Source organism: Syntrophomonas sp. (genome assembly GCF_028707975.1).
GTDB lineage: Bacteria > Bacillota > Syntrophomonadia > Syntrophomonadales > Syntrophomonadaceae > Syntrophomonas.
In genome coordinates this window covers 5,442-16,670 of sequence record NZ_JAQVZX010000045.1, presented here as the reverse complement: position 1 = coordinate 16,670, position 11,229 = coordinate 5,442, and the positions used below count along the sequence as shown (strand labels likewise).

Here is an 11,229-nt window from a genome sequence, read left to right as displayed (position 1 = left end):
AACCATCCCTCTTCAGCAATAATATCAACCAGCGGGCTTTGGTAAAAGGCATCGGGTGCTATCCAAAAATCAGCTTCCGGGGTAAGATTGATTCCTTGTTCATAATAGGCTTTCCACATTATTTTACTGCAATTCCACCACCTGTCTCCAGGATTAAAGGCAATCGGATAAAATATTTTCCCTTCCTGTTGTAGAACATAGTCAACGGCTTTCAACTTGACATCCTGGGGGGCCTTAACTTTAAGCAGGCATATCTCACTATAATTGTTATAATGATCCAGGGTCTGGATAGTAATCCCCAGGTCAACATAGCCTTCTGCTACTTCTCCCTTTCCCAGGTAAATGCCGGCATGGGAAAAACGGCCATAAGCGCAATCCGGGTAGCCTCCCAACAAAATATCACCCGGTTCCAATTCGGTAAAAGAGATATTATTTCCGCAATTGCTCATATAAGCATATCCGGCCTGGCCCTGGCAGGCGTTTTTTAGATAAGTGTACATGACCGCATCACTATTGCTGAAAACCGCCTGGTTTTGCGCCACAATACTTAAAGCCAGGATGATGGTCAAGCTGGGAAATATCAATAAGCTAATCCAACTCTGATATCGGCTTTTCTTGGACACTTTACCCTCCGAAAAGATGACTCCGCTGCAAAAACGCCTTTTGTTGCATAAGGGTTGCACAAATATACAAAGCATGCGTTGGCGAGCGGTATATTTATACAATCCAATGAATATTAATAACTTTTTGCAGTAAAATCAAAGATAAAATAGCAACAACTATAGCCTATCATAAATTTGTAGTGGAAGGAAAAACGCCGCTTCCCTTTATGTCAATGCCACTTTAAGATAGAATAATATAATGAGGTGAAATATATCCCCCGCTTCTTTAATAGTGAGCGAAGCGAACATCAGTGGTGCCCGCAGGGTGCTAAGCGGTCGCCTATTAACAAAACAGGCGGCGGGTTCTAATTCCCCACCTCGTTGCAGCGCTGTGTTGAAACTGCTTAAGCAGTTTCTTCCGATGCTTAAAAAAGCGAAATGGTAGATTTAAATGAGAGGGATATTGCGCAAACTGGATCAGGGGCAAAAGCTGGGTGAAGATGAATACCAGCGTTTGATGGTATATATTGAACAGCTGCGGGACAAATCACCGGAGTCATATGGGCTTTTTTATGAACGCTATGCCCCCTTGCTTTATCAGGACTACTCCACATTTCTGCCGCGCCTTGCCCAGGGAATTGACCATTTACTTAACTTGCTTATGGAAAAGCCTGAACTATTGCCCAAATTAAAGGAACATCAGCTGGCTATGGAGCTTTTTCCACCGGAACTTCATCCTTATCTGCAGTATAGCTTTACTCAGCCGGCAGATAGCCTCTCCCTATCAATTCTATTGAATTTCCTGGATAATAACCAGGAGCTGGTAAGTCAACTCCCGGCAGCACGGAAAAACGAAGTGGTCTGTAAATTTGAAGATGGCAACCCCTATAAAGAAGTGGGCCTTAAAGCTCATTTTGACCGTCTCAGTCGCTACTCATTTGTTACCCGCTTACAGAGCTACCGCTATTTAAGCGGTACTAAAGCGGTTTCCGACCGAATCGAGTTCCTGGCCGCAGACCGATTGGGAGGTATTTTTACTAACCGGGAAAAATCCATTTATTATTTTATTTTTTTGAGCCAGGCCGATGAAATAAGGGCTAGAAACGCCTGTCGCTTATTGAATATGGTCTTTTATGGAGGTAAAGGATGAGTTTAATGGCTTATAATGATTGGCCTTTGATTCTCGAAAATTATAGAAGTATTCAGGATTCTCCAGATTTATTCTCCTTCTGGCAGGAAGAACTGCGGCTGCGTCAACGAGGGAGGAATCTGGAGAAAAACCCGCAAAGAGTGCTGATCAAGCAGGCAGAGGAACTGGATTTTCTCTTGCGCTCTATGTATTTTTCCGGGCAGCAACAGCAATTCTTCAATATACTACTTCAGAATATGCATCTTATGTTTGTTTTGCAATGGATGTTGGATTCACCACGCTATGTCCTGGAGGCTTTTTTAGATTATCTGCCCTGGTATCTCAGCAGTAACAGAATCAAAAAGAGAAATCTGCTTTTCCTGATCCAAATTTATCAGGAGAGCTTTAAGGATAAGTTTAGGGCTATAATCAATACTTTAGATGCTGAGGCCTGCGGTTATATTGCCGCCCGTACGGCCAGTCCCGAGCTGCGGGAGCTTATCAAGCTAAGAGAGGAAGAGTTAGAACAAAGCCGGAAGGAAAACTATTATGCTATTAAGCGGGAGCTTTATAAAAATAATCTTTATCCCAGTATCTTTGGTGATAAAATAGAGCTATTTGTACAGGCGATTGATAGTATTGAAGCCACTTCCCCGGAGCATTTTACGGAGCCCTATGGGGCCCCGCGTTTTTTATCTTTGCTGGAGACTGCCGAGCTGGTTTTTCAATGTGGTTGGCCGGAAGATAGCCTGGCTATATTATTGGATGTATACGAAGACTACCAACAAAAAAACCGTTTGGTTAAAGTACTGGATGATGAGAACATTTACCGTCACTTTCATAAAGTACTGCGACGCGTTATACCGATATATTCTCTTCTATTTGGGCTGCCGGACTGCCTGGTCAGAGCTAAAAACATTTACCAGCATGCTTTCCCCCGTATCTTGCCGGACACAGCATCCCTGCAGTATCTTGCTATCTATGAATCCGTACTTGCGGGTCTCGAGGGAGTTCTACAATATCCCCAATGGGATATAATTATCAAATCAAGCCCTGTACGAAAATACCGCCCGGCAGAGCCTCCCCTTTTACTGCCCAACGAAGCAGATTCCGGGCTTTCCCCTGAGCGGTTGATGGAGCTCCAGGAGCTTATTGAACAAAAAATGGCTTCGCTGCCCCACGAGGCTTTTATTACCCTAGAATACCTGCGCTTCTTGCAGTTGCATTTTGCCCTGGATATGGAACAGCAACTTGCACAAAGACTTATGGCCGGATATCTCGCTTTGTGGAAATGGCTACCCTCCTCATTATTTATGAATCCTTCCCTGCTGGAACAGTTGGGACCACTGCTTCCGGCCAGTGATCGCGCAGAAGCTCAGAAAATACTCACTTTTCTAGATGATTACGATAAACAGGGCTTAAATAATGAGCTCTGCTTTCGTCCTGAACTTTTTCGAAAGAAGGCAAAATCAACACTAAGAGAAATATTAATAGGCCAATTTGCGGGGGTATGGTAATGAAAGAGCTGGAAATCAATCTTGACTTTTTTCAGGATAAACTGGAATCCTTCCTCCAACAATTATTCCAGGAGATAAATACCGTAAGCGGAGCTCAGGCCTGGAAAGAGGGCGAGCCGGAAAAAATGGAGAACCATCTGTATGAGCTCAATTCTTTCTATTATCGCAGTTTTAATGAGCATTTTTTCCCCGCTTATCGTAGTGAGCTTAAAGAGGAACTGGCCAGCTTACTGAAACTCAAACGCCAGCAAGATGCGATAAAAAGGGATATAATGGCCAATTTACAGCGCTATGCCCGGCTTTATAATCAGGTAAAAAGCCTCGACTTTTCCCTGCAGCAGGCCCAGGAAAATTGTTTACTGGCCCTGGAATCTATTGATGAGAAAGAAAAAGAAAGGGGGATTGAGCTTTATTACCGCCTGCAAAAGGCCGGGGACGCCATCAGCTATGTGAATGAGCTCCTTTACCAGATAAAGCAGCTAGAGCAGGATAAGGAGGCTTTGGCCGCATTGAATCGGGAAAGCAGCTCCATTATTCTAATATATATTCTTAAACTTGACCGGGATAACCCCGAAGAGTTGGATTATTATTACCAGTGGATGAAGAGCATTCACTACTGGAACAACGCCCTCCTGGATTTATTGGAAAATCAAGAAAGCCTGCCCAGGAAGGCCGCCAGGTTTATCACGAAATTTTCCAAGGAGTATCGGGAGCTCAAAGAACAAGCTCTCCCTTCCTTTAGTTTTATGGAACCCTATCCCGCCTATTGGCATACCCAACAACTGGAGTTTTTTGATTTGTACCTGATTTCCCTGAAGAACAGTGAGATCCTCCGGTTTGTCAAAGCTCTGCAGCTGTTCTTGAGCGATACCTTACTTTTTATGACAAAAGCCCTGGCATCCGAAGGCGAAAACAAGAACATTGGGGCTGGAGCTTCAGCTATGATGGATTATTGCCATATAAAAGCGTTAAATCTAAATCTTAAAGAATTGGAAGAAAATATTTCTAAAAGCTGGCAAAGCTTGAACCACCTTATTAAAGAATTTCCTGCCCGGGGAGAAATGGACATGGCTTATTTTCTAGAGCGTTCCCAGGAGATTATCAGCGACAGCTATCCGGCTATTTCTACTGCCAAAAGCAGCCTGGGCTCCCATCAGAACACTGCCCTGGCCTCTGCCCTCTACCGGGCCAGACTGGAACTTTCCTCTTTAAAAGACCATATTGAGCTCTTAAAGGAAAAACAGCACTATGGCAAGGCTATACAGCAAAGCTATTTACAGCTGGCGGCCTTGCTTTCCCAACATAAGGAGTGGATGGCTAATTTCAGATCTGACCTGGAGAGGCTCCTGGCACCACGCAATCTCTCCCGTTCCTGGAAAGACCTCTCCCTCCGTGTGGAAAAAATAAACCTGCAAAAAGGCCAGGAATTTCCCCAGGAATTTCTCTACCTGCTGGACAAGTACCAGATTGCCAGCAGGGTTTCGCCAGAACGACCTAACCTTATACTCGAAGAGGAAGGTGACATCTTCATATTTAAGGTTGATGATTTGCAGGAAGAGCTTATTCCCTTTTTTGTGGTAAGTGCCGGGCCTGTAGATTCAGTCTCGGAATGATAATAGCCACAAGTGATGTCACTGCAAAAAGTTATAAATATGCATTAACGTGCATAAATATACCGCTCAGCTACCTTAATAGCGACTGCAGGGAGCACCAGAAGTGCCCGACAGGGTGCTACATTAAAAGTGACCGAAGGGTGTGTAGGGAACGACCCCCGTGTCGTTCCGAATCAGGCTTCGCCAGCGCCTGGTATATTTATGCAACCCTTATGCAACAAAAGGGGTTTTTGCAGTAGAATCACAAGTAAAATATTTGCAATGGAGCCAAAGCGTGATTTAGAAATGGAGAGCATAAGTAATGCAACTGGGGCTGGATTTCGGAACTTCATATACCAAGCTAGGCCTGCGACATAATGGGGAGTTTATAACTCTCCTGGGAAACGAGGGGCAAATCCCCACGGTGGCTACTTACCTGCCCTCGCAGCGCAGACTTTGCTTTGGTCCCCTGGCCTTGAGGATAGATGAAGCCGGAGCAGAGACCGCCTTTTTTTTCAAGCTGGCTTTAAAAAGACAGGCTTCCCTGACCCTGGGTTCCTATAGCCTGCCTGATTTGTTACTGGCTTTTTTTCGCTTCCTGCAACAGGAATACCTGGAGAGCAAGGGTATAAAGGCAGAATCTCTATATATCTCGGTTCCCAACTATTTTGGTTTGAATTCTCGCCGTATTCTGCTGGAAGCAGCTCGCCAGGCCTTTGGCGTGAAAAAGGTTTTTCTATTGCCAGAACCGCTGGCAGCCGCCCTGGGGTACAACTTGCTTCATCCTCTCTTTCCCCTGCAAGGAGACATCCTGAGCATTGATATCGGCGGAGGGACCAGTGATTTCAGTTTCTTAACCCTGGCCCATGATAAGAGGGAAATGCTGGTAGAAACCCAATTTCAAATCGGTCACGATGCCTTCTCCGGTTCGGAAATCGACCAGGCTATTTTACAGCACTTGCTTTTTCCAGCCTTCACCATACAGACCGGGCTTAGGCTTCCACGAGAATTCTATAGTGGAAAATTTACCTCCTCGCATGATAGATTCCAATATAATCGCCTCCGGCAGCTGGCAGAGAAGATAAAAATCGAATTAAGCAAAGAGGAACACTACCACCTGGATTTCCCCGATTTCCATGCCGGGTATTCGCTAAAAATGGAGATTACAGCAGAAATGCTGGCAAGCAGGCTGGAGCCGATTTTCGAACGCTTAAAATACTACATTGAAGAACAGGTTAAATTACGGGCGCAGGCTTTGCATCTTTTTTCCGCTGATAAATGGCATATAGATGCCGTCCTCCTCCTGGGTGGAGCCTCCCAGACCAGGGGGCTCAAGGACTTCATCGCCAGCATCTTTCCCCATCTTAAGGTTATATGCCCTGAAGACCCGTCTTTCTATGTTTTGCGGGGACTATGCCACTGGGAAAATGATGGTATCAGTATCAAGAGTATTTATCCTTTTACATTTTATATTGAACGAATGGGACCCGATGGCAGCAGCCATATACTGGAGAAAGTTCCTTTTGATACGGTTAATTTAGAGCTGGATTTAGAAAAACGCTATCCTATTTTCTCCCTGCCGGTTGATTCTGTTTATAACCTGTCGCCAGATCCGGACTCGGTTTTATTCCGCATTTATGAAGTGGAGGAAGAAGATAATAAGGTTAACCTGGAAAGATTCAGCGGACAGGAGATGGTCTGGCAATGGGAAGGTCCGCGCCAAGAACTTCACAATTATTTAGAGCTATACCTGGATTTAAAAAAGTCCCGGATTGAAAGCGGGGAGGCCTTATCAGCTACCAGAACCCTTCCGGTAGACTCCAACATTTTATCAGGACTGCTGGCCAGACAAAAAGAAATACAGAAATTAATAGCCGATAGCCATTCTAACCCCCACCTGGCAGAAGATTTCGGGGAACATTTAAGCAGGCTGGAGAAAGTTAATAAACCGTATTACAACCATAGTAAAACCACCCTCTATAAATTATTATATCTCCTCGATTTTTTTACCCACCCCGGCAAATAAGCTAAGGGTCTTCCGTTTTCCTATTTACTTAGAATCCGGGATAGCCAGGATTTGCCCCGGGCTTGCTCAGTTTTCCAGAGCTCAAGAAATTCATCTATTTTTCTTTCCCGTTCCAGATTACGTTTATCTATCTTCTGTTCCAGCTTTTCCATACGCTGCTCCAGTTTACGGTTCTGTTCCAGCAGGGTCTGGTTTTGCTCCACGATTTTTTTAGCCATGGTAACTACTTCCATCATACCCTGGCCTTTATTCTCCAGCGGGCTTAGAGCCTTTTCTTCTGTCTCTTCAATATTCTCCAGGGCCATCTTGATAGCGGTGGTATTAAGTCCCTTATTTTTTAGCTGCAGTACCAACTTCAGGGTTTCCAGGTCAGATTCGCTATATAGCCGGTCGCCCCGCTCATTGCGCTTAATTTTAAGACCCAGGCTATTTTCCAGGTAACGCAGGGTATATTGCTCAACTCCCAGTATTTCTGAAATCTCACTAATCTTATAATATATCTCCTGCACTTGTAACCTTTCCTCCCCTTACTTCATAAATTGTTATTAGCCTGAACAATAAAGCGGAAACATTGAAATAATAGCCTTTTCAGCCTGAGAAGTATTTGTTAAGCAGCATATCAAGAGCAGTTTAAGCAAGCATAATTGTTAACTTGATAATCAACTTCATTCTTAAACGCTGTGAACTTTATTGTGAAGCTTTACTTTCCCTTCCCAATTTATATGCTCATAAACGACCATTAATAACCCGTATATGAGCAAAGCCGTCCCTTTATAAGGACGGCTTCTTTTTTAGCGTAGTAAGAAAACATATCATGGGGACGGTCCTTCTGATATATATCTGCGTGAATCACCCTGCACCCTGCACCCTGCACCCTGCACCCTGCACCCTGCACCCTGCACCCTTCGGGTACTCCTGGTGTTCCATCCTGCGGATGTCACTATTAAGGTTGCGGGTACTCCTGGTGTTCCATCCTGCGGATGTCACTATTAAGGTTGCGGGCATGGGGGTTTAGTAAGAAAATAAAACTTTTTGACGCTGAAAGATGCTGATTTCTATGATTTACGCTGAAAAGTTTTCAACAACCCCGTCCCCCTGCCATCCTTACTCATCCTTCCCAAAAAGCGCCCCCGCTGTTGCGAGGGCGCTTTTGGGTTTTTTCGTTTTCTTGGTTATTCTTGCTATTTTGCATGCTCCCAAAGAATATTCCTTTAAGCAGGGCGTTGCCCGCTCCCTGGCTTATAGGTATTCAAATGCTTCCAGGGGAACTTCAAGTGCTGAGGAATCTCCATCCATAACGATTTCACAAACGCTCCATACATTAGGTACCACATTATGCAGGTAGTACTTGGCGGAAGCTACTTTACCAATGTAGAAGTTGTAATCATAATGATCCGCTCCTACTTCCTTGGCCCTCTTGTCTGCCAGGATGGCTTGGTCAAGAATCTGGCGTCCGCAGTACAGCTGCGAGGTTATGGTAAGTACCCGGCGGGAATAAAGGGGAACCAGGCTGAAGTTGGTCTTGGCATAGCCGGCATAGACTTTCAACATTTCCTGGTAAGCCTTCAAAGCCCGATCCAGGATAGCAAATTCCTTGGCCAATGATTCGTTGCCCTTGTTGGCCTCACAGAAGTCTACCATTTCCTTCATCCAAGCTCCGAACAGGGATCCACCCTTCATTTGCATCTTGCGGCCCACCAGGTCCATGGACTGGATGTAGTTGGTGCCTTCCCAAATGGAGTAGATCTTCATGTCGCGGGCTATCTGAGATACGGGATATTCTTCACAGTAGCCATATCCGCCATAAGACTGAATGGCTTCACTGATAAGCCACCAACCTTCATCAGAAGGATAAGCTTTGCAGAGCGGGGTGGTTATTTCAATCAGGTCATTGGCAGCTTTTCTGACTTCCGGATCGGGGTCGCGCTGTCTCAGGTCAAAAGCCAGGTAAACCCGGTACATCATGGCCCGGATAGCTTCAATATGCGCTTTGCCCATCAATAAAGTACGCTTGATGTCTTCATGGTTGATTATAGCTACGCGTCCAGCCTTGGGATTGGTCAAGAGGCGCCCCTGTACTCTTTCCTTGGCATTATCCCGGGCATTGCCAAAGGCGTTTATTATACAGGACAAGGCCATGTGGCCGGTTTCCATACGAGCCAGGTTCATCATCTGGAACATCTGCGCCATGCCCTGGCCTTTACCCTCGTTTTCCCGCGGGTCATTGCCCAGCAACCAGCCGCGGCAGCCATCGTTTTCACCAGCCGCCAGAGCAGCGGTAACGGAACCGGCCTGACCCATCTTGTGTTCTACACCGGTTGTCTGGAAATCATTGTCAGTAAGACTGCCATCTTCGTTTACCCAGTATTTGGGCACCACAAAGAGGGATATTCCTCCTGTGCCAGGTCTGGCACCTTCAACGCGGGCCAGGTAGAGGTGAATAATGTTATCGGTAAAGTCATTGTCTCCAGCGGTTATGAATATCTTGTTCCCTTTGATTTTGAAAATGCGCGGGTTATCCGTAGGATAAGCCTTGGAAAGAATGTCGCCAACATCGGAGCCGGCGCTGGGCTCGGTCAAACACATGGTCCCCGACCAGGTACCATCCATCATCTTCGGCAGGAACATCTGTTTTAATTTCTCATCGCCAAAACTCTGAATCAGATCGGCAGCTCCAGTGGTCAGCAAGACATAGGGCATAAAGGTGGGGTTGGCAGCTCCAATCAGTTCCCAAACCGCCATATGCAGCATTTCCGGCATTACCATGGCATCCGGGGAATTGTCGATGTTGCTGGTTCCCCAGCCTTCACTCTGCAGTTGGTGGAAAAGCGGCCCGAAGGTAGGTGGTGTGGTTACCTTTCCATTTTCAAATTTAATCGGGTTGTTCTCACCATCATCATTGGTGGGCTCAATTACTTCTTTACACATCTTCAGGATCGGTCCCAGAACTGACTTAATGTCATCTTTGGAATAATAATCCGCAAACTGCGGGTAATTGAAAACGCGTTCGGTAGGCAACCATTCGCCCATTATAAATTCAAAATCTCTAAAATTGTTAATCGAAAAATTAGCAGCCATGTTTATATTCCCTCCATTTTCTAATAATTTCAAGAGGTTCTAGTTTTATAGTTTCCCCCTTATAGATATCTTCCTTACTAACCCAGGTTCTTTTCTAGAAAATAACCCCCATTAACAGTCCTTTTACAGCAAGACGACTTTCTAATCACCTCCCTAAGCTTATTATAAGTCCTCCACTTTAATCGACTGGACACTGTGATCTTATATGGGCCAAACATAATACCTGTTTGAAGGCTATATATAATACAGCAGTAATCCTAATGGAGGAGCTGGAGAAATATAGAATTAAAAAATAGGACAAACTTAGTTATCTTTTATATTCTAATCTCTTGTGCTAAATCCCTTTTTTTTAATAATAATTTTTTATTAACCATAGTCTCCCGGAAATTGTTCCTGGTTTTCCTGAAAGAATGTGTTGTGACAGGCTTTTCCTGAAATAATCCAGCTACTTTCAGGCAGTATGAGATGTGAAGGACTAGTAAAAGAAAAACATCACAATCCTAACAGGATTTTAGCAACTTGTGTTGAATAATTTAAAATGTTGTCTTTTTGTATTCAATTATGAAGGAAAGGGGGATCCAGGCTGATTATTTAGGGTAAACTCAAAATTTTGCAAAATACGAGGAGGTAGTCATGTCAAATTCAAACGAAATACATGTAAGCGGGCACATTCAAGAACTGGTTGCCAACCCGTCACCACTAGGGCTCTTGGGCCTGGCGATGGTAACCCTGGTAGCATCTTCCCAAAAGCTCGGTATTACCACTGGGACAGCCTTTATTATCCCCTGGGCTATATTCTTAGGTGCCACTGCCCAGTTTGTGGCCGGGCTCATGGACTATAAACACAATAATACTTTCGGAGCAACCGCCTTCTGTGGATATGGCTTCTTCTGGTTTGGCGTAGCTATGACCTGGATGATGGCCAACGGAACCATAGGCATGAGCGCAGGAATCACTCCCGATATTCACCAGCTGGGCTTTGCTTTCCTGGGTTACTTTATTTTTACCGTATACATGACGGTTGGAGCTGCAGGTGCCAACAAGGTTCTGTTTATAATATTTTTCTTGATTGACCTGCTTTTCCTGGGGCTTTTTATGCACACCCTGGGATTAGGCGGGGAAGCCTGGCATGAGTTGGCCGCCTATTCTGAAATGGGTATTGCTATAATGTCTTTTTACGGCTCTGCTGCAACCGTGCTAAATTCTCATTACGGTTTTACCGTATTACCTGTGGGTGCGCCCTTTGGCTCCCTGGCCAGAAAAGCCGCCCAGCTTAAGAAATAAT

Annotated in this window: 8 protein-coding genes; 5 read left to right on the top strand and 3 right to left on the bottom strand. The window is 45.0% G+C overall.

Features of this window, described 5'->3' with window-relative positions:
* Positions 1-623: YiiX/YebB-like N1pC/P60 family cysteine hydrolase (locus PHP87_RS07315; protein ID WP_299920010.1), on the bottom strand; the 623-nt coding region annotated here is incomplete at its 3' end.
* A 430-nt stretch (positions 624-1,053) separates the two neighbouring features.
* On the opposite strand from PHP87_RS07315, the gene PHP87_RS07310 reads away from it, so the two are divergent.
* The 4 genes from PHP87_RS07310 (at position 1,054) to PHP87_RS07295 (ending at position 6,866) form a co-directional block, all read left to right on the top strand.
* Positions 1,054-1,752, top strand: a complete 699-nt coding sequence (locus tag PHP87_RS07310) for a hypothetical protein (protein WP_299920008.1) — start codon at positions 1,054-1,056, stop codon at positions 1,750-1,752.
* Positions 1,749-3,248: a hypothetical protein gene (locus PHP87_RS07305; protein ID WP_299920006.1), complete on the top strand. Its 1,500-nt coding sequence runs from the start codon at positions 1,749-1,751 to the stop codon at positions 3,246-3,248. The genes PHP87_RS07310 and PHP87_RS07305 overlap by 4 nt, the downstream gene beginning before the upstream one ends.
* Positions 3,248-4,861, top strand: coding sequence for a hypothetical protein (locus tag PHP87_RS07300; RefSeq protein WP_299920005.1), 1,614 nt, complete (start codon positions 3,248-3,250; stop codon positions 4,859-4,861). The genes PHP87_RS07305 and PHP87_RS07300 overlap by 1 nt, the downstream gene beginning before the upstream one ends.
* 301 nt (positions 4,862-5,162) lie before the next feature.
* Positions 5,163-6,866: an Hsp70 family protein gene (locus PHP87_RS07295; RefSeq protein WP_299920003.1), complete on the top strand. Its 1,704-nt coding sequence runs from the start codon at positions 5,163-5,165 to the stop codon at positions 6,864-6,866.
* A 20-nt stretch (positions 6,867-6,886) separates the two neighbouring features.
* On the opposite strand, the gene PHP87_RS07290 is transcribed toward PHP87_RS07295, so the two are convergent.
* Positions 6,887-7,375 carry a MerR family transcriptional regulator gene (locus PHP87_RS07290; protein WP_299920002.1) on the bottom strand — a complete coding sequence of 163 codons (489 nt, stop codon included), beginning with the start codon at positions 7,373-7,375 and terminating at the stop codon, positions 6,887-6,889.
* Between the two features lie 730 nt (positions 7,376-8,105).
* Entirely contained in the window at positions 8,106-9,944 is a 1,839-nt protein-coding gene (locus PHP87_RS07285; protein ID WP_299920001.1) for an acyl-CoA dehydrogenase, read from the bottom strand.
* A 633-nt stretch (positions 9,945-10,577) separates the two neighbouring features.
* Here PHP87_RS07285 and PHP87_RS07280 point away from each other — a divergent pair.
* Entirely contained in the window at positions 10,578-11,228 is a 651-nt protein-coding gene (locus PHP87_RS07280) for an acetate uptake transporter (RefSeq protein ID WP_299920000.1), read from the top strand.
* The last annotated feature ends 1 nt before the right edge of the window (position 11,229 follow it).

Bases quoted from the DNA above. Each gene is read 5' to 3' on its own strand.
- PHP87_RS07310 (WP_299920008.1), top strand. From the start codon at position 1,054: ATGAGAGGGATATTGCGCAAACTGGATCAGGGGCAAAAGCTGGGTGAA.
- PHP87_RS07295 (WP_299920003.1), top strand. From the start codon at position 5,163: ATGCAACTGGGGCTGGATTTCGGAACTTCATATACCAAGCTAGGCCTG.
- PHP87_RS07280 (WP_299920000.1), top strand. From the start codon at position 10,578: ATGTCAAATTCAAACGAAATACATGTAAGCGGGCACATTCAAGAACTG.
- PHP87_RS07285 (WP_299920001.1), bottom strand. From the start codon at position 9,944: ATGGCTGCTAATTTTTCGATTAACAATTTTAGAGATTTTGAATTTATA.
- PHP87_RS07300 (WP_299920005.1), top strand. From the start codon at position 3,248: ATGAAAGAGCTGGAAATCAATCTTGACTTTTTTCAGGATAAACTGGAA.
- PHP87_RS07305 (WP_299920006.1), top strand. From the start codon at position 1,749: ATGAGTTTAATGGCTTATAATGATTGGCCTTTGATTCTCGAAAATTAT.